We start from the raw sequence: 15,792 nt of genomic DNA, 5'->3' as shown, positions 1-15,792 counted from the left end.
ACGGCGGCACACCGGGGACCGTGACGGACCATAGCGTGCCCACGACCTCCGGTCAGGGCCCCCCTATCGGTTTCCCGACAGTTGCCGCACACGCACCGTCACCACAGGCAACCCGATGATCCACCCACCGCAACCAGGAGACAACCCACAGTGTCCACAGTGGAACAGACGACCCGTGCAACCGGAACCCGCGCCCCAACAACCTGACCCACAGTCATCGCACGGCCGCAGCCAAAATTGTCACGGGTGTCGATGGGCCGGGCACCGACAGTCGCGCCGCGCCACTCAGCCCGCGCGCCGCCGCGCCCGCCGCGCCGCCAACTCGTCACCCACCGGATCCGACGCGGACCCCACCACCGGCTCCGCCGGGCCGCTCGCCGCCGGCTCCGCCGGCAGATGCGACAACGACCCCTGAATCTCCTTGAACGCCCCACCGATCGCGATCCCGAAGACGCCCTGCCCACCCTGCAACAGGTCGACCACCTCCTCCGGAGACCGACACTCGTACACCGTCGTCCCGTCGGAGATCAACGTGATCCCGGCCAGATCCTCCACACCCCGCGACCGCAACGCCTCGATCGCCTTACGGATGTTCTGCAGGGACACCCCCGCGTCCAACAACCGCTTCACGACCTTCAACACCACCAGATCGCGGAACGAGTACAACCGAGACGTCCCCGAACCCGACGCGTCCCGCACACTCGGCACCACAAGCGTCGTCCGCGCCCAGTAATCCAACTGTCGATAACTGATGCCCACCGCGTGGCACGCCGTCACACCGCGGTAACCCACCGAGCCGTCACTCTCAGTCGCCGCACCCGACGACGCCACACCCGACTCGCCCACCTGTGTACCCGGATCGGAATCCTGCGGCTCGTGCATCCGGACAACCTCCCCGTCAGTGCGGCAACGCGTCGTTTCCTCCGACGCGCACCCCTCGACACGGCAACCCTAACGCCACCGTCAGGAGTTACCACGGAGGAACCGACGCGACACGCCGCGCAGCCACCGAGAAAGATCACCAACCGGCACCGACGTCACCCACCGTGACACCAGCACCGAACCGAGCCACTCAGCCCGCGAAATCCTCCGGACGCACCTGCTCCAGGAACTCGCGGAACTTCTCCACCTCGTCCTCCTGCTCATCGGGGATGACGATCCCCGCCTCGCTGAGGACCTGCTCCGCACAACGAATCGGCGCACCGACGCGCAACGCCAACGCGATCGAATCGCTCGGCCGCGCCGACACCCGCACCCCATCGCCGATCAACAGATCCGCGTAGAAGACGTTCTCCTTGAGCTCGGTGATCTCCACCGCCTGCAACGGCGCCTGCAACGCCGCCAACACATCCCGCAACAGATCATGCGTCAACGGACGGGCCGGCTTGACCCCCTGCTGCTCATAAGCGATAGCCGTGGCCTCGACCGCGCCGATCCAGATCGGCAGATAGCGGTCGCCCTCGACCTCCCTGAGCAGGACGATCGGCTGGTTGCTGGGCAGCTCCACCCGAACTCCGACCACGCTCAGCTCGCGCACCGCCGCCTCCGTGTCGTTGTCACCTACGCCGCACCGCGCCCTTCCCTGCACGGTACACGGACCGCAACACGGCCGTCGTATGCGCTACAGCACCACGCCCGCGCCAGAAAGGGGTTACCCCGGCAAGCCTACGGCACGCTTCGCAGAAGAGATCTTTCCGCTCCACCACCACCTGCCGGGCACCCTCACCGACCCAACGTCGACCGCAGCCCCACCCGCACCAACGCCGCGTGCAACTGCTCCGACAACGCCACCAACTCCCGCGCCGTCTCCGCCGCCCGCGCCCGCGCCGCCGGATCACTCTGCCGCGCCAACGGCGCCACCAACTGCGCGAACAACCCGACCTCACGATCGGCCGCACTCCGGTAACCCCGCAGATGCCGCGGCTCCAACCCGTACGCCGCCAAACCCGCCACCGCCGACGCGATGATCAACGCATCCGCGTCGTACCACCCCGGCGGATCCGACACCAGCACACCGAGCCGCTCCAACTCCACCAGAGTCGACTCGTCGATCCCACTACGGGCCACCAACTCCGCCCGGCCGAGCCGCACCTGCGACGACTCGGCCGGCTCCGCCGACTCCCGACCCGGCACCGCACCATCGGGCCCCACCGCGACCAACGCCGGCCGCGACCGCTCCGGCTGCTCACCGGACGAATCCCACTGCGCCAACTGCTCACGGATCACCCGCAACGGCAGATACCGGTCCCGCTGCGCGGTCAACACGAACCGCAACCGCGCCACATCATCCCAGCTGTACTTCCGGTAACCCGCCGCCGTCCGCTGCGGCTCCACCAGCCCCTCGGCCTCAAGGAACCGCAGCTTCGAAATGGTCGTGTCCGGGAAATCCACCCGCAACTGACCCAGCACCTCACCGATGCTCATCAGCGGCTGGGACCGGGCCGCCCCGGGTGGCGTGGAGGCCGCAGGCTCGTTCACCCCCGGCCGGCCTCCTCCTCCGGGCGCGGACCGGCGATGAACACCACCCGGAACTTACCGATCTGAACCTCGTCACCATTGCTCAACGTGGCCGCCTCAACCCGCTCACGATTGACGTACGTGCCATTCAGGCTACCCACGTCCCGCACCGTGAACGTCCCACCATCACGGTGGAACTCCGCGTGCCGACGCGACACCGTCACATCGTCAAGGAAGATGTCACTGTCCGGGTGCCGGCCACTGGTCGTCACATCGTGGTCCAACAGGAACCGGGCACCCGCGTTCGGGCCGCGACGAACCACCAGCAGCGCCATACCCGGCGGCAACGAACCGGACATCCGGCTCGGCACCACATCGGTGTCCGGCCCTTCCAGCACTTCGTCGAGCGAGCCGAGATTGAGCGTCGAGGTGACGTCGAGCGGGGGGAACTCGTCGTCTGGGCGCGTCATGGGACCACCTCACGGATCTGTTCGGTCGGCGTCGGGTAATGGCGGGTCTGGCCGCCGGGCGATCGTTCACCCGGCGGCTGGCTCCCCGTGCCCGGGAAGGCAATTCCGCAACGCTCAACTAATGGGTTCTTCTCGGTCGACTGGGCGAGCCTAGCCAGCGCCGAAATGCAGGGCAACCGGACGCGCGCAGACATCCCGCACACCGGATCAAGCACACTCAGCCTTCGGTGATCTTCTGGTACGCGCCCGCCGTCAGCAACCCGTCCGTCGCCGTCGGATCGTTCGGAGTGATCTCCACCAACCAACCCGCACCGTACGGATCCGTGTTGATCAGCTCAGGAGTGTCACCCAACGCGTCGTTACGCGCCGCCACCGTACCCGCGACCGGCGCGTAGATCTCCGACACACTCTTGGTCGACTCGATCTCGCCCAACGAGTCACCGGCAGCGACGACCGCACCCGCCTCCGGCAACTGCACATACACGATGTCACCCAACGCGTCCTGCGCGAAGTGCGTAATGCCGACCCGGATCGAACCGGTACCGTCACCCGCCACCCACTCATGCTCGGCGGTGTATCGCAGATCCTCGGGTATCACCAGACGCGTCCTCATCCATCGGTGCACCGGACCACCCGGGCCCGGCGCGGCCGCGCCGGCCAGGAGACCGGACGGGCGTGTTTCCTACTTGGTCGGCACGTGCAGCGCCGAAACCTCGGCAACCTCACGCTCCCCAAACGTCACGTTACCGCCGTCACCCCGGACCGTCGCGACCACCCCACCAGGAATGTTCAACGCCGTACGCATCGTCGCCGGATCACCGATCACCGTGATCGTGAACGGCCCCGTCAACCGACGCCCCTCCACCACCAACGACCCGTTGTCCCCATCGAGGAAGTACGTCGATGCGATCACCCGCACCGTCGCCCGGTCACCACCGGCGATCTGCATCGCCTCCGCGCCCGCGCCCCGCAACTCCTGCACGGCGTCCAACACCCGGTCCGCCGTGATCGGCTTGACCCCGTTGCTGGTGAACTGCACCGTCAACCCCGGCCCCACCGCCGGCAACGTACCCGCCAGAATCCCCAGCTCGTCCGCCCGACGGGTCGCCTCGTCCAACGCCGCCTGCCGACCCTGCGCACCCGAGGTCAACTGCCGCTGACTGTCCTCCAGCGCCCGAATGTCCTGCTGAAGACGATTCTCACGCGCATCCAGATCCGACAGGATCCGCACCAGGTCCTCCTGGCGCGTCGCCCCCAACGTCGGATCCGCCGACGTCGTCCGCAACTGCACCACCAGGGTGAACCCCAGCAACGCCAACAACGCCGCGATCATCACACCCGCCGCGCTGAACCGCGACCGACCCGCAGCCACCGGCGCCGCCGACTCCACCACCGGCTCCACCACCGGCTCGTCCACCGGCGCACCCGCCCGCGACACCGCACTCAGGTCCACCGTCGCACCGTCATCGGCCGGCGCCACCTCGGGCTCCGCACCCGGTGACTCCGGCTCCTCGGCGGGACCGCTCGGCGCCAACGGACTCAACTCGTCCGGATCCGGCGCGTCCGGCCGCGGATCCGGCTCACCCGCCGGCCCACCCGGCCGACCCGGCCCCGCCGGCTGCGGCCAACCCGTCCCCGTCTCCGCCTGCTCGTCGCTCATCGCTGTCAAACCTACGCCCGGAACAGGTGCCGACGGATCGCCGCCACATTTCCGAAGATCCGCACACCCAGCACGACGACCACACCCGTGGACAACTGCCCGCCCACCCCCAACTGGTCACCCAGGTACACGATCACACCAGCCACCAGCACGTTCGAAATGAACGACACCACGAACTGCTTGTCGTCGAAGATACGGTCCAACTTCGCCCGGACCCCACCGAACACCGCGTCCAACGCGGCGACCACCGCGATCGGCAGGTACGGCTGCAACGCCGCCGGCACCGTGGGATCAAGCCACACGCCCAGCACCACACCGGCGAGCAACGCCAGCACCGCGATCATCCGCCACCTCCGGAAGGGCTAGCGGTCCCCGGCGAACCCGACGACCCAGGACTGCCGGACCGGACACCCGACCCGGAAGGACTCGGACTGACCGACGGCTTGGCGTAGCGTAGCTGCGGCTCCGGAGCCGCCGGCAGGGCGAGGTCCTCCGCCTTACGCACACCGAACGACAGGCCGGTCTTCTGCGCGACCTCCCGCATCACCGCCGCGCTCCGGCTGTCCTCGAACTTGCGCCGCATCGACCCCGGCCCGATCGCCGACACCTCGTACGGCCCCGTCACCGGCCGGAAATCCACCAGGATCGCCTCACCCGCCGTACGGATCGTCGACGTCGACGTCAACCGCTGACCGTTGATCGAGATCGCCTCCGCACCGGCGCTCCACAACGCGTTCGCCACGCCCTGCAGATCGCTGTACAGCACCTGCGACGGCCCCGCGCCCTTACCGGTCACCGCGTCCGCGTTGCCCGGGCCGTCCGCCAGGCGCACCACCACACCGTCACCGCGCACCCGACCCAGCCCGGTGACCGCCTCCAGGTCCCGCAGGCGCGCCGCGGTCGGCCCGCTCAACGCCGCGTCCCGCTGCCGGCTGACCTCCTCCCGCAGCTGGTCCGCGCGCGTCGACAACCGGTCGGTCTGACTCTCCCGCTCCTTGATCTGCGTCACCAAGCCGGAGCGCGCCTGGGCACGCCCCGGCTCGTCCGCCATCGTCTGGCGATACGCCACCGCGAACAGGAAACCCAGCACCACCACCACGACCAGGCCGACCGCCCGAGCCGGCCAACCCCGGGACTCGTCCGGCGACGACGCCACCCGCCGGCGCGCGGCCGCCGCGTCGGCGTACCCCGGGTCCAGGGGGTTACGGAACAGCTCGGTGAGGAAGTCAGGCGCGTACACCCGATCCGGGCGGGGACGCTCCGGCGGCCTCGCGCTCACGCGGCCGCTCCCCGGCTACGCGCCGCGCGCACCAGCCGGGACGCCTGCACCACGTACATCGCGCCGGCCACCCAGTAGAGCACCAGCCCCCACCAGGCCAAGCCCCAGCCGATCGCGGCCGTCGCCGTCGCCGCCGCGCTCCACTCGGTGGCCAACAGCAGCACCGGGAACGCCGCGAGCAGCAGGAAGGTGGCGGTCTTGCCCATGTAGTGCACCGGCGGCGGCCCGTACCCGTAGCGGCGCAACACCGTCAGCGAGCCGAGCAGCAGCACCTCACGGGCCAGCAGTGCCGCCGTGAACTGCCACGGCACCACCTCCCGGGCGGTGAAGGCGAGCAGCGTGGCGAGGATGTACAGCCGGTCGGCGAGGGGGTCGAGCAGTTCCCCGAGCCGGCTCACCTGACGCAGCCGGCGGGCGATCCAGCCGTCGACCCAGTCGGTGGTGCCGCCGATGGCCAACACCACCACCGCCGCCACGTCCGCGCGCACCACCAGGAACAGATAGAGGAACAGGGGTACGCCCAGCAGGCGCCCGAAGCTGATCAGGTTGGGCAGGGTGAGGACCTGGTCTCCGGGAGCCTGGTCACCGGTGTCCCGCGGATGCTCTGCCCGAGCCGGCCGACGCGACACCGAACCTCCTCCACGCACGCCCCGACGCCAGTCCGTGCTCGGGCGCGGTTCAGGTCGTACGCGCTGTCGTGCCGGCAACCGCCGGCGCCCCTGCGGCCCCGGGACGGGACCTCTGCTCTGATGCGGCCCGCGATCGTCGTGATCGCGGGCCGGGTGAGTGCGCTGCCACTATATCGGGCCACCCCCGTGCACCCTGGTCGCCGCCGCGTCCTGTTGGTGCGCTGCTGTCGCTTTGTGGTGTGGATCACCACGCGTAAGCCGTCCTAGGATGCTAGTCGAGGGGATGGCGGATCAGGCCGTCTGCACCGCCTGGTCCGCCTGCTGTTCCGGCACCGTCTGCGTCGCCGCCCGACCGAAGGCGAGCAACGACAGCAGCAGGTCGTGCTGCATCCGTGGCGGCATTCTGTCCAGCACGGCCTGCACCGCGCGCTGCCGCCGCTCCGCCAACTCCCCCAGCAGGGTCAGGGCGGCGGCCGTCAGCACCAACCGCACCTCCCGCCGGTCGCGCGGGTCCGCCACTCGGCGCAACAGACCGGTCGCCTCCAGCCGGTCGCAGAGCCGACTCGCCGAGGAGGGCACCACGTCCAGCAGCTCCGCCAGGCCGTTGACGTTGGTTTCCCGCCGGCCGTTGATGAGCATCAGCACCCGCAGCTGGGTCGGTGGCACCTGATGCCGCGACGCCGCCGAGTCGAGAACGGCGATCAGCGTCTCGGCGGCCGCGTCGATCGCCGAGGCGAGATCCGCCTGTCGCTCCACCCGATGTCCCCTGCCGTCGTCGCGCTGGTGCCCGCCCGGCAGGACCCCGGCGACCCTCATCCGCCGTCCCGCTCACGCGGACCATGCCAGTCCAGGCAGACGACGACGGCGTCGTCGCGCAAATCGGAATCCGCGTGGTAGGCGTGCAGTTCGCGCATCACCGTACCAACCGCTTCGGTCGCCGGCTGCAAGCGCGTGGCCCGCAGGGAACGGGCCATCATCCGCTGCCCGTACGGCTCCCGCCCCGCCGGCTCGGCCGCCCACACCCCGTCGCTGACGACGAACAGGCGGTCACCCGGGGCGAGCGGGAACTCCTGCACCTCGTAGCGGGTCTCGGCGAACATGCCCAGCGGCAGCTGCTGCTCCAGCTTCATCGGCTCGACAGTCGCGCCCCGCATCCGCAGCAGGTGCGGCGAGCCTGCGTCGACCGCCCGCACCCGCCCGGTGTGGATGTCCAGCTCCAGCAGCAGCGTGGCCACGTGCCGACGGCCCCGGTGCTGGTAGTAGACGGTGTCCGAGGCCAGCTCCGCCTGCTCCACGAGGCCACCGCCGGAGCGGCGGGCGTTGCGCATCGCGTTCACGGTGACCGCCGTCAGCAGCGACGCGGCCAGGCCACTGCCCTCACCGTTGAGCACCGTCAGGGTGAGCCGGTCCCCATCCAACGACCAGTCGAAATGGTCGCCACCCACGGTGTACGCCGGTTCCAGCTGCCCGGCCAGGTGGAAGGCGCGGTGCGCCACGCTGCGGCCGGGCAGCAGGTCCCACTGCATCTCGGCGGCCATGCTGAGTCGCTCCCGGCGACGGGCCCGCCGATAGCGGTCGGTCTCCCGGTCCGCCGCCCGCATCGCCACCGCCAGGTCGCCGGCGATGTCGGTGGCGCGGCCGGTGACCGCCGGGCCCGGCACGGTCGGCAGCTCGATGAGCAGCACACCCAGCCGTTCTCCCCACACCGTCAGCGGCAGGTAGAGGCGGCAAGCGCCGTCCTCGAGCCCGTCGCGCACCGGTTGCTGGCTGGAGAAGCAGCGCTGCGCCACGGTGTGCCGGGCCAGGGCTCCGGCCGCCGGCAGGTCCGGATCGAGCACCGGCCAGAGCCCGCTGATCCGGTAGTCGGCGACGAACACGTCGGTGCGCAGCGCGCCCAACGCCGCCCGGATCGCCCGGTCCGCCGCCTCCGCCAACTGGTCGGGCGCGGCCTCGCGCAGCGCGCGCGACACCCCGTCCGGCGCGTCCACCATTGTTGGTCGTCCCTCCAGAAACTTGCTACAGGGCAAGCATCATACGGACGCCGCCGGACAACCCGTCGCCGCGGGTCAGCCGGCGCCCCGTGCCGCGAGGACGCCGTGGAAGGCGTCCGGCACGTCGGCGGGCGAGCCGCCACCGGGAAACCGCGACGATCCCGACCGGCGGTATCGCTTCGCCGCGCCGCCACGCCCGCGATACTGGCCCGGCGGGAGGTGGACGGTGAACTCGGCGGACAGCGCGGCGGTGGTGGTCGGCGTGGACGGCTCGGAGCCGTCCCTGCGCGCGGTGCGCCTGGCCGCCGCCGAGGCCGTGCGCCGGCACCGGCCGCTGCGGGTGGTACACGGGTTCGCCTGGGCGCTGCTGCACGTGCCCGTCTCCCCCGCGCCCGACGCCCCTCCCGGCGCCGGACTGCGCCAGCGGGCCCAGGAACTGGTCCGCGCCGCGGTGGCCGAGGCCGAGGCGACCGCACCCGGCCTGACGGTCTCCGGCGAGATCATCGACGGCGAGGCGTCCGCGGTGCTGGTGGGCGAGTCCCCCACCGCCGCGCTCGTCGTGCTCGGCGACCGCGGGCTGGGCGGCTTCTCCACGCTCGTCGTCGGCTCGGTGGCGGTGCAGGTCTGCGCGTACGCCGACTGCCCGGTGCTCGTCGCCCGCGGCGACCAGCGACCCGACGAACCGGTGGTGGTGGCGATGGACGGCTCGGCGGCGTCCCGGCTGGCCGCCGAGTTCGCCGCGGAGACCGCGCTGACGCGCGGCGTGCCGCTGCGCGCCGTGCACGCCTACCGCCACCCCGGCAGCAGCGGTCCCGGTGACATGCAACCCCTGGTGTACGACGAGGCGCAGCTGCACGGCGAGCAGGAACGGATGCTCACCGGCTGGCTGGACGGGCTGACCGACCGCCACCCGGGGCTGCGGCTGACCTGGCGGGCGACGCACGGCCGCGCCGGCGCGGTCCTCGCGGAGGCGTCGAGCACCGCCCAACTGATGGTCGTCGGGGGGCAGGGGCGCGGCGAGGTGACCGGGTTGCTGCTGGGGTCGGTGAGCCAGTCGGTGCTGCACCACTCCCGCTGCCCGGTCGCCGTGGTCCGCTGGCCCCGCTGACCCCGGGGTTGTACCGCCGCCAGACGGGTAGACGGCCGCGGTACGCCAACGGCGACGAAGGAGGCAGCAGATGCCAGGACCACGGCCGGGCAGCAACGCGTACGACAAGCAGCGCGCGCGGATGCGCAACGCGATCGACGATTCCGGACGCCGGGTACCCGACGGCAAGGCCAACCAGGTCGCGAACCGGATCCTGCAGGAGGATCGCGGCCAACGGGGCGTCGTCCGCGGCGAGCGCACCTACGGCCCCAAGAGTGAACGCGAACCGGGCGACCCGAAGTGAGGGGGGTCGACCTGGCCGACGGCGCCATCGCGGGCGCCGTCGGCAGCACCGCGCTCAACGTGGTCGGCTTCCTGGACATCGCCCTGCGGGCACGACCGGCGAGCAGCACACCGGAGCAGACCGTCGACAGGCTTGCCGGCATCGCGCACCTGGACCTGGGGTCGGGGCCCCGGGCGGCGAACCGCCGCTCGGGGCTCGGCCCCCTCATCGGCTACGGGCTGGGCATCGCCGCCGGCGTGGCGTTCGCGGCCTACGCCGGAGGTCGGCGTCAGCCCCTGCCGCTGGCCACCGGCCTGCTCGGCGCCGGCGTGATGGCGATGACCGACGGGTCCATCACCGTGCTCGGGATCAGCGACCCGCGCACCTGGCGGCGCTCCGACTGGATCTCCGACATCATCCCGCACCTGGCGTACGGACTGACGGCCGCCGCCACCTGGAACAGGTTGCGGCGGCCGTCAGATCGCTGTCGTTAGGCGCGGGTGTCGCTGTCGTCCTCGGCGACCGGCTCACCCGCCGGGCCGTACGGCGACACCTGCCCCCTGGGCACCGGCCGGCCGGCGTCGCCGCGCGACGTGCCACGGTTGCGCGGATGCCCGCTCGGCTGGGGCCCCTTGCTGTCCTGACTCGTCGCTCCCTTGGCGTTACGCCGGAACTCCTCCTGCTGCGGGTTGACCACGAGCGTCTCCCTCCCGGTACGGCAGGCGGCATCGACCGCCTCCAGCGGCGGCATACCCGTCCGAACCGGCGGCATTCCGGTCCCGGCGCGCCCCGCAAGGGCTAGCCGGGCCCGGGGTGGGTACCCGTGCGGTGTGGGTGACGATCGAGCGGTGGTGCGGGTCCTGCTGGACCGGCGCCGCCACACGTACGCGGAGGAGGCCGGCATCCGGCTGTCCGACCGCCCCGGTCCGCTGTACCAGCTGCTGGTGCTGGCCACCCTGCTGAGCACCCGGATCCGGGCGTGCGTGGCGATCGACGCCGCGCGGGAGCTGTTCGCGGCCGGCTACCGCACACCGCAGGCGATGGAGGCGGCGAGCTGGCAGCAGCGGGTCGACGCGCTGGGCCGCGGTCACTACCGCCGCTACGACGAGCGCACCGCCACCATGCTCGGCACCGGCGCCCGCCTGTGTCTGGACCGCTGGCACGGCGACCTTCGGCGGCTGCACCGCGACGCCCAGGGCGACCCGGCGGGGCTTCGTCGACGACTCACCGAATTCCCCGGCATCGGGCCCACCGGCGCGGACATCTACCTGCGCGAGGCACAGACGGTGTGGTCCGACCTCCGCCCGTACGCCGACCGTCGCGCCCTCGCCGGCGCGAAGCGGCTGGGCCTGCCGGGCTCACCGGACCGGCTGGCCGGGTTGGTCGACGAACCGGACTTCGGTCGGCTCGCCTCGGCGCTGGTGCGGGTGGCGCTCGGCGAGGAGTCCGCGGGCGAGGTCACCCGCGTCGCCGCGGGGTGAGGCGCTCACTTGACGGTCTTGTCACCCGGTCGGGTCAGGTGCCACACGCCGAGCGCGGCGAGCAGCGCCAGGATGATCACCCCGCCGGAGATGCCACGGCCCTCCTCGGGGCTGCGGCCGGCGCTGCCGAAGTAGATCACCGCGAGGCCGGCGAGCACGGTGACGAACGTACGCAACCCTCGGTCCTTCACGTACCGCACGGTAGGCAGCGGGCAACCACGGCGGGTCTTTTCGGGCGTCCTGTCCCCCGTCCGGGCGACACGATCAGTGGTCCGGAACGAACCCGCGCAGCCGCACCCGCCGCACGGCCCGGTCGGCGACCTCCACCACCTCCATGGTCAGGCCGGGCAACCGCACCGTCTCGCCCGGCTCACCCGGCAGGTGACCCAACCGTGCCAGCACCAGCCCGGCCACCGTCGTGTACTCCCGCGACAGCGGGAAGCTCAGTCGCACCCCCAGATCGGGCAGGTCGTGCAGGGGGAAGTCGCCGGGCACCAGCAGCGACCCGTCCGGTTCCCGGGTCACGCCGCGAACGTCGCGGTCGGTCTCGTCGTACAGCTCGCCGACGACCTCGGCCAGCAGGTCCTCCAGCGTGACGATGCCGTCGATGCCGCCGTGCTCGTCGACGACGAGGGCCAGTTGCTGGTGTTCCTGGCGTAGCCGGCGCAGCGCGTCGGCCACCGGCAGGGTGACCGGCAGCAGCAACGGCGACCGGACCCGCTCCCCCACCGTCCCGGCACCTGCCCGCACCAGGTCGCGGATGTGCACCACGCCGAGCACCTCGTCCAAGCCGCCCGGCCCGGTCACCGGGGCACGGGACCGGCCGGCGCCGGCCAGCCGGCGTACCCCCTCGTCGGCGGGCAGGTCGGTCGGCAGCGTCGTCACCTCCCGGCGGGCCACCAGGATCTCCCGCAGTGTTCGACCGGCGATGTCGAACGCGCCGGTCAGGATCTCCCGCTGCTGCGCCGACAGGCCCCGCTGACTGACAAGCATCTCCCGCAGCTCCTCCTCGGTCATCTCCTCCCGGCTGGCCTGGGGGTCCCCGCCGGCCAGCCGGACCACCCTGTCGGTCGCCCAACTGAGCAGCCACACCGCCGGGCGCGACACCCGGGCGAGCAGGTCCAGCGGCCCGGCGCTGAGCAGCGCCCACCGCTCGGCGCGCTGCATGGCCAGCCGCTTGGGCGCCAACTCGCCCAGCACCAGCGTGACGAAGGTCAGCGCCACAGTCACCAGCAGCACCGCGGCCGGGCGGGCCGCCGCGCCGAGGAAGCCCAACGGAGCGACAAGCGGCTGCGCCAGCGACACCGCCGCGGCCGCCGAGGCGAGGAACCCGGCCAGGGTGATGCCGAGCTGGATGGTGCCCAGGTAGCGGTTCGGGTCCCGGGAGAGCCGGACCAGCCGCTCACCGGCGCGGGTGCGCCGACCCAACCGCCGCAGCTGCCCCTCCCGCAACGTCACCAGCGCCATCTCGCTGCCGGACAGCGCGGCGTTGACCAGCACCAGCACGGCCACCAGCGCCACCTGCCCCAGCTGACCGCCCACCACGCACCCCCGTTGACCACCTCAGGTCACCTAACCGCAGCACGCCCGGCTCCGGTCCGGTTTCCGGCCGTCCGGAACCTCAGTCGACCTCCAGGTCGTCCAGCGAGATCGCGTGGGTCATCAACCAGCGGGCCAGCGCCGACATGCCGAACAGCCAGAGCGGCACCGACTCGGTGGGACCGTTTGTCGCGTAGATGGCGAACCGCAGGTCCGGCGCCCGGTACGCCTCGATCCGCCATCGGTGCTGCCGGTCCCGCCAGACCGCCGAAGGGTCCATGGCGTCACCGTAGGCGACCACCGACGGTCGGGGGGCCGGTTAGCCCGGCACCGGGGGATCAGCCCGGCACGACCGCCACGCCGAACAGCGCACGCGCGGCGGACACCAGCGCGGCGATGCCGAGCCCGGCGAGCAGCAACCAACCGACACCGCGCCACCCCGAGCCGCGATCGGGTGGCGGCCGCGAGGGTGGTCTCCACAACTCGCGGTACGACCAGGCCAGCACACCCACTCCGAACGGGAGGAGCCCGATCCAGAACCAGAACCAGCGGGTGCCGACCAACGGTGGGGCGCCCCCGACCAGTCGGACCAGCCACAGCAGGGTCACCGTGCCGGCGAGCAGCGCGGCCGCGTCGACGATCCGATGCGCTGCGGCGCCGGCGCTCTGCCACGGGTCCGCCACCGCGGCGAGTCGCGCGTCCGACCCCTCGGGCTGCTCCGTCGATTCCGGCCCGCCGGGGTCCACCTGCGCCTCGGGTGACTCGACGAAGGCGTACCGGATCCGGCCGCTCGGCACGCTCCAGGCGAGCATCCCGCCCTGCGTGTCGTACCGCGGCTGCGGCCGGCTGCCCCAGTACGCGTCGTCGTCGACCCAGCCCGACGCCCGTTGGAAGGTCACCACCCGGCCGGCCGCCAGATCCCGGTCAAGCTGCGCCGCCGTCGCCTCGCGCGGCGCCACCCACCAGGCCAGCGAGGCCCACAGCACCCACAGCACCGGCAACGCCCACCGCAACGCGACCGGGACGAGGCCCCGCCACCGGCCACCGGACGGCAGAGACGGGGCTGGGGACAGCTCGACCATCCCCCCACCATGGCAGCCGGTCACACTCCCGTCAGCCCCCGAGAGCGTCGAACACGACAGGGCCGCGCGTCGCGGGGCTCAGGTGACGACGACCCGGGCGTCGTCGGGCAGGCGGCGGGTGACGCCACGCCGGTCCAGCAACTCCAGCAGCGGCACCGCCACCCGGCGGGTGGTGTCCAACGCCTGCCGGGCCGCCGACAGGGTGAACGGCTGGGGCAGCCCGGCCAGCACGGTCACCGCCGCGTCGAGCGCGTCGGGCAGCAACACCACGCTGTCGGCCAGCCGCAGCAGCGCGCCGGCGCGTACCGCCGCACCGATCTCCCGAGGACCCAGGCCCAGGTCGGCGAGGCGGTCCGCCTCGGGGGCGCGAAAGGGCCGGTCGGTGTACTCGGCGCGCAGCCGCTGCACCGCCCGTGCCACCGGCGCCGGCAGGGTGTCGACGGCGGCCGTTCCGATCCGCCCACCGTGGACCCGCAGCGGCGGGCGGATCAGCGCCTCGACAAGCGCCCGGTCGGGCAGGGCGAGGCGTTGTCGCAGCGCGTCCACGGGCATGCCCGGCTCCAGCGGGTGTTCCCGGGCGTAGCGGCCGACCTCCTCGGTGAGCTGCACGCCGAGCCGCTGCCAGTGCGCCGGGTCGGCCAGCCAGTCACCGGCCACCGGCGTGGCCTGCACCGGCACACCCATCCGGCGCAGCGCGCCGACCCGGACCAGTCGACGGCGGCGCAGCTCACCAGCCAGGTCAGGGCTACCGTCGAGGCCAGCCAGGACCGTCGCGCGGGCGGCGGCCGCACCTCGACGTGACAACGGCGGCGGCGCCACGTCGAGGACCCGTACGCCGCCGGCCACGTGGTGTCGGCCGGGATCACGCAGCAGCGCCCGGTCGCCGACCAGCAGCGGCAACGGGCGGGCCAGCCGCAGCCGGACGGTGTCCGCGCCGAGCGGTCGCACGCGGACCGGCACCGCCGCCGACCCCACGTGCAGGGTGAGGGTGGCGGGCAGGTCGGCGGCCGGGTCGCCGGTGAGCCGTACGTCGATGACGTCGGTGCGGTGGAACCGGCCCGGGGTGAGCAGCGCGTCGCCTCGGCCGAGCCGGTCCCGGGGCGTACCGCGCAGGTTGACCGCGACCCGGGCCACGGCTGCCACCTCGGGACGGGCCTCGCCCATACTGTGCAGGCCACGAACCCGCACCGTCTCCTCGGCCCCGGCCAGCTCCAACACGTCGCCGACGCGCACCCGGCCGGCGCCCAGGGTGCCGGTGACGACGGTGCCGCTGCCCCGCACGGTGAAACTGCGGTCCACCCAGAGACGCACCGGGGCGTCCACGGTGGGGGCGGGCAGCCGGGCGGCGAGCCGGTCCAGCGCGGTCCGCAGCTCCGGCAGGCCGGCGCCGGTCAGTCCACTGACGGCCACCGTCTCCACCGCGCCGAGGCTGCTCGCCGCGATCTCGGCGCGGGCGCGCTCCGCCGCCGGCGCGGGGTCGGCGAGGTCCGCGCGGGTCACCACCAGCAGTCCGTGCCCGACGCCGAGCGCGTCGAGCGCGGCCAGATGCTCGGCGGACTGCGGCATCCACCCCTCGTCCGCGGCGACCACCAGCAACGCGGCCGGCACCGGGCCGACCCCCGCGAGCATGTTCGGCACGAACCGTTCGTGCCCGGGCACGTCGACGAAGGCGATGGTGGCGCCGGACGGCAGCGTCGTCCAGGCGAAACCCAGGTCGATGGTCATGCCCCGGCGGCGTTCCTCGGCCCACCGGTCGGGTTCCATCCCGGTCAACGCCCGGACCAGTGTCGACTTGCCGTGGTCGACGTGCCCGGCGGTGGCGACGACGAACATG

21 protein-coding genes are annotated in these 15,792 nt (G+C 72.5%); 4 read left to right on the top strand and 17 right to left on the bottom strand.

Going from position 1 to position 15,792, the window contains the following annotated elements:
* Positions 1-285 precede the first annotated feature (285 nt).
* The 11 genes from AB0K10_RS21015 to AB0K10_RS20965 all read right to left on the bottom strand — a co-directional run bounded on the left by AB0K10_RS21015 (position 286) and on the right by AB0K10_RS20965 (position 8,486).
* The gene (locus tag AB0K10_RS21015) at positions 286-882 is read right to left on the bottom strand and encodes a MerR family transcriptional regulator (RefSeq protein WP_363685813.1); all 597 of its coding nucleotides are present in this window, start codon (positions 880-882) and stop codon (positions 286-288) included.
* 190 nt (positions 883-1,072) lie between these two features.
* Positions 1,073-1,537, bottom strand: coding sequence for a bifunctional nuclease family protein (locus AB0K10_RS21010; protein WP_007460347.1), 465 nt, complete (start codon positions 1,535-1,537; stop codon positions 1,073-1,075).
* A gap of 185 nt (positions 1,538-1,722) precedes the next feature.
* Complete coding sequence (locus tag AB0K10_RS21005) at positions 1,723-2,424, bottom strand: MerR family transcriptional regulator (RefSeq protein WP_193376631.1); 702 nt, start codon at positions 2,422-2,424, stop codon at positions 1,723-1,725.
* Between the two features lie 50 nt (positions 2,425-2,474).
* On the bottom strand, positions 2,475-2,927 hold the full coding sequence (locus AB0K10_RS21000) for an FHA domain-containing protein (protein WP_007071101.1): 453 nt from the start codon (positions 2,925-2,927) through the stop codon (positions 2,475-2,477).
* Positions 2,928-3,144: 217 nt separating this feature from the next.
* The gene (gcvH, locus tag AB0K10_RS20995; protein ID WP_363686170.1) at positions 3,145-3,525 is read right to left on the bottom strand and encodes a glycine cleavage system protein GcvH; all 381 of its coding nucleotides are present in this window, start codon (positions 3,523-3,525) and stop codon (positions 3,145-3,147) included.
* A gap of 84 nt (positions 3,526-3,609) precedes the next feature.
* Positions 3,610-4,587 (bottom strand): DUF881 domain-containing protein, encoded by a 978-nt coding sequence (locus tag AB0K10_RS20990; protein ID WP_363685811.1) that lies wholly within the window; start codon positions 4,585-4,587, stop codon positions 3,610-3,612.
* Positions 4,588-4,598: 11 nt separating this feature from the next.
* A complete protein-coding gene (locus tag AB0K10_RS20985) occupies positions 4,599-4,931 on the bottom strand; it encodes a small basic family protein (RefSeq protein WP_363685809.1) in 333 nt (110 codons plus the stop codon).
* On the bottom strand, positions 4,928-5,866 hold the full coding sequence (locus AB0K10_RS20980; protein ID WP_363685807.1) for a DUF881 domain-containing protein: 939 nt from the start codon (positions 5,864-5,866) through the stop codon (positions 4,928-4,930). Before AB0K10_RS20980 ends, AB0K10_RS20985 begins: the two co-directional genes overlap by 4 nt.
* Positions 5,863-6,495, bottom strand: a complete 633-nt coding sequence (locus AB0K10_RS20975) for a CDP-alcohol phosphatidyltransferase family protein (RefSeq protein WP_363685805.1) — start codon at positions 6,493-6,495, stop codon at positions 5,863-5,865. Before AB0K10_RS20975 ends, AB0K10_RS20980 begins: the two co-directional genes overlap by 4 nt.
* Before the next feature lie 291 nt (positions 6,496-6,786).
* On the bottom strand, positions 6,787-7,251 hold the full coding sequence (locus AB0K10_RS20970) for a MarR family transcriptional regulator (protein ID WP_363686168.1): 465 nt from the start codon (positions 7,249-7,251) through the stop codon (positions 6,787-6,789).
* Positions 7,252-7,307: 56 nt separating this feature from the next.
* The gene (locus AB0K10_RS20965; protein ID WP_363685803.1) at positions 7,308-8,486 is read right to left on the bottom strand and encodes a PP2C family protein-serine/threonine phosphatase; all 1,179 of its coding nucleotides are present in this window, start codon (positions 8,484-8,486) and stop codon (positions 7,308-7,310) included.
* Between the two features lie 226 nt (positions 8,487-8,712).
* Between AB0K10_RS20965 and AB0K10_RS20960 the strand changes: the two genes are divergently transcribed.
* The 3 genes from AB0K10_RS20960 to AB0K10_RS20950 all read left to right on the top strand — a co-directional run bounded on the left by AB0K10_RS20960 (position 8,713) and on the right by AB0K10_RS20950 (position 10,350).
* The gene (locus tag AB0K10_RS20960; protein WP_363685801.1) at positions 8,713-9,594 is read left to right on the top strand and encodes a universal stress protein; all 882 of its coding nucleotides are present in this window, start codon (positions 8,713-8,715) and stop codon (positions 9,592-9,594) included.
* Between the two features lie 70 nt (positions 9,595-9,664).
* On the top strand, positions 9,665-9,877 hold the full coding sequence (locus AB0K10_RS20955) for a hypothetical protein (RefSeq protein WP_007460364.1): 213 nt from the start codon (positions 9,665-9,667) through the stop codon (positions 9,875-9,877).
* On the top strand, positions 9,874-10,350 hold the full coding sequence (locus tag AB0K10_RS20950) for a hypothetical protein (RefSeq protein ID WP_363685799.1): 477 nt from the start codon (positions 9,874-9,876) through the stop codon (positions 10,348-10,350). The genes AB0K10_RS20955 and AB0K10_RS20950 overlap by 4 nt, the downstream gene beginning before the upstream one ends.
* Here the strand turns inward: AB0K10_RS20950 and AB0K10_RS20945 are convergent.
* Complete coding sequence (locus tag AB0K10_RS20945; protein ID WP_363685797.1) at positions 10,347-10,553, bottom strand: hypothetical protein; 207 nt, start codon at positions 10,551-10,553, stop codon at positions 10,347-10,349. The two genes, AB0K10_RS20950 and AB0K10_RS20945, sit on opposite strands and share 4 nt — an antisense overlap.
* A gap of 133 nt (positions 10,554-10,686) precedes the next feature.
* Here AB0K10_RS20945 and AB0K10_RS20940 point away from each other — a divergent pair, with 133 nt between their 5' ends.
* Positions 10,687-11,337, top strand: coding sequence for a hypothetical protein (locus tag AB0K10_RS20940; protein WP_363685795.1), 651 nt, complete (start codon positions 10,687-10,689; stop codon positions 11,335-11,337).
* Between the two features lie 5 nt (positions 11,338-11,342).
* On the opposite strand, the gene AB0K10_RS20935 is transcribed toward AB0K10_RS20940, so the two are convergent.
* From AB0K10_RS20935 to selB, 5 genes are all read right to left on the bottom strand, one after another.
* Complete coding sequence (locus tag AB0K10_RS20935) at positions 11,343-11,528, bottom strand: hypothetical protein (RefSeq protein WP_363686189.1); 186 nt, start codon at positions 11,526-11,528, stop codon at positions 11,343-11,345.
* A 73-nt stretch (positions 11,529-11,601) separates the two neighbouring features.
* Entirely contained in the window at positions 11,602-12,879 is a 1,278-nt protein-coding gene (locus AB0K10_RS20930; RefSeq protein ID WP_363685793.1) for a hemolysin family protein, read from the bottom strand.
* Positions 12,880-12,958: 79 nt separating this feature from the next.
* A complete protein-coding gene (locus AB0K10_RS20925; protein ID WP_030327722.1) occupies positions 12,959-13,156 on the bottom strand; it encodes a hypothetical protein in 198 nt (65 codons plus the stop codon).
* Positions 13,157-13,214: 58 nt separating this feature from the next.
* The gene (locus tag AB0K10_RS20920) at positions 13,215-13,958 is read right to left on the bottom strand and encodes a hypothetical protein (RefSeq protein WP_363685791.1); all 744 of its coding nucleotides are present in this window, start codon (positions 13,956-13,958) and stop codon (positions 13,215-13,217) included.
* A gap of 78 nt (positions 13,959-14,036) precedes the next feature.
* On the bottom strand, positions 14,037-15,791 hold the full coding sequence (gene selB, locus AB0K10_RS20915) for a selenocysteine-specific translation elongation factor (RefSeq protein WP_363685789.1): 1,755 nt from the start codon (positions 15,789-15,791) through the stop codon (positions 14,037-14,039).
* Between the last annotated feature and the right edge of the window lies 1 nt (position 15,792).

Origin of the sequence: Micromonospora sp. NPDC049274, from assembly GCF_040678875.1 — a bacterium.
Lineage (GTDB): Bacteria > Actinomycetota > Actinomycetes > Mycobacteriales > Micromonosporaceae > Micromonospora.
The sequence above is the reverse complement of the archived record's forward strand: the minus strand, read 5'-3'. Positions and strand labels throughout refer to the sequence as shown.

Excerpts from the sequence above, each read along its gene's own strand:
- AB0K10_RS21015 (WP_363685813.1), bottom strand. The coding sequence starts at position 882 with ATGCACGAGCCGCAGGATTCCGATCCGGGTACACAGGTGGGCGAGTCG.
- AB0K10_RS21005 (WP_193376631.1), bottom strand. The coding sequence starts at position 2,424 with ATGAGCATCGGTGAGGTGCTGGGTCAGTTGCGGGTGGATTTCCCGGAC.
- AB0K10_RS21000 (WP_007071101.1), bottom strand. The coding sequence starts at position 2,927 with ATGACGCGCCCAGACGACGAGTTCCCCCCGCTCGACGTCACCTCGACG.
- AB0K10_RS20990 (WP_363685811.1), bottom strand. The coding sequence starts at position 4,587 with ATGAGCGACGAGCAGGCGGAGACGGGGACGGGTTGGCCGCAGCCGGCG.
- AB0K10_RS20985 (WP_363685809.1), bottom strand. The coding sequence starts at position 4,931 with ATGATCGCGGTGCTGGCGTTGCTCGCCGGTGTGGTGCTGGGCGTGTGG.
- AB0K10_RS20965 (WP_363685803.1), bottom strand. The coding sequence starts at position 8,486 with ATGGTGGACGCGCCGGACGGGGTGTCGCGCGCGCTGCGCGAGGCCGCG.
- AB0K10_RS20955 (WP_007460364.1), top strand. The coding sequence starts at position 9,665 with ATGCCAGGACCACGGCCGGGCAGCAACGCGTACGACAAGCAGCGCGCG.
- AB0K10_RS20925 (WP_030327722.1), bottom strand. The coding sequence starts at position 13,156 with ATGGACCCTTCGGCGGTCTGGCGGGACCGGCAGCACCGATGGCGGATC.
- AB0K10_RS20920 (WP_363685791.1), bottom strand. The coding sequence starts at position 13,958 with ATGGTCGAGCTGTCCCCAGCCCCGTCTCTGCCGTCCGGTGGCCGGTGG.
- selB (WP_363685789.1), bottom strand. The coding sequence starts at position 15,791 with ATGTTCGTCGTCGCCACCGCCGGGCACGTCGACCACGGCAAGTCGACA.